Source organism: Niallia sp. 03133 (assembly GCF_052663225.1).
This window is the reverse complement of record NZ_JBQTCY010000038.1, coordinates 1-618: the sequence shown is the minus strand read 5'-3', so window position 1 is coordinate 618 and position 618 is coordinate 1. Positions and strand designations below refer to the sequence as shown.

4 tRNA genes and 1 rRNA gene are annotated in these 618 nt (G+C 45.6%); all 5 read right to left on the bottom strand.

Annotation, left to right across the window (positions count from 1 at the left end):
• Positions 1-13: 13 nt before the first annotated feature.
• A tRNA-Leu gene (locus ACTYBU_RS22475) sits at positions 14-98 on the bottom strand.
• Positions 99-114: 16 nt separating this feature from the next.
• A tRNA-Lys gene (locus tag ACTYBU_RS22470) sits at positions 115-190 on the bottom strand.
• A 12-nt stretch (positions 191-202) separates the two neighbouring features.
• Positions 203-278 (bottom strand) — tRNA-Thr (locus tag ACTYBU_RS22465).
• Between the two features lie 35 nt (positions 279-313).
• Positions 314-389 (bottom strand) — tRNA-Val (locus ACTYBU_RS22460).
• A gap of 8 nt (positions 390-397) precedes the next feature.
• Positions 398-514 (bottom strand): 5S ribosomal RNA (gene rrf / locus ACTYBU_RS22455).
• Positions 515-618 lie beyond the last annotated feature (104 nt).

Here is a 618-nt window from a genome sequence, read left to right as displayed (position 1 = left end):
GAATTGTTTAGAATGGTGCGGGTGAAGGGAGTCGAACCCCCACGCCTTGCGGCGCTAGATCCTAAGTCTAGTGCGTCTGCCAATTCCGCCACACCCGCATATTCTTTTTATAAATGGTGAGCCATGGAGGATTCGAACCTCCGACCCTCTGATTAAAAGTCAGATGCTCTACCAACTGAGCTAATGGCTCAAAACTTATTAATGGTGCCGGCGAGAGGACTTGAACCCCCAACCTACTGATTACAAGTCAGTTGCTCTACCAATTGAGCTACACCGGCACTTTCAAAAAAGCATGTCTAATTTTAATTAAATATGGTGGAGGATGACGGGATCGAACCGCCGACCCTCTGCTTGTAAGGCAGATGCTCTCCCAGCTGAGCTAATCCTCCATATATGCGCCTGGCGACGTCCTACTCTCACAGGGGGAGATCCCCCAACTACCATCGGCGCTGAGAAGCTTAACTTCCGTGTTCGGTATGGGAACGGGTGTGACCTTCTCGCTATCGCCACCAGACTATTTTTTAAAGACATATTTTATTATATCGTCTTCTCAAAAATTTTCAAGGATTTTTTCAAAAAAAAATTATTCCCTGAAAACTAGATTATGTGTAAGAAGAA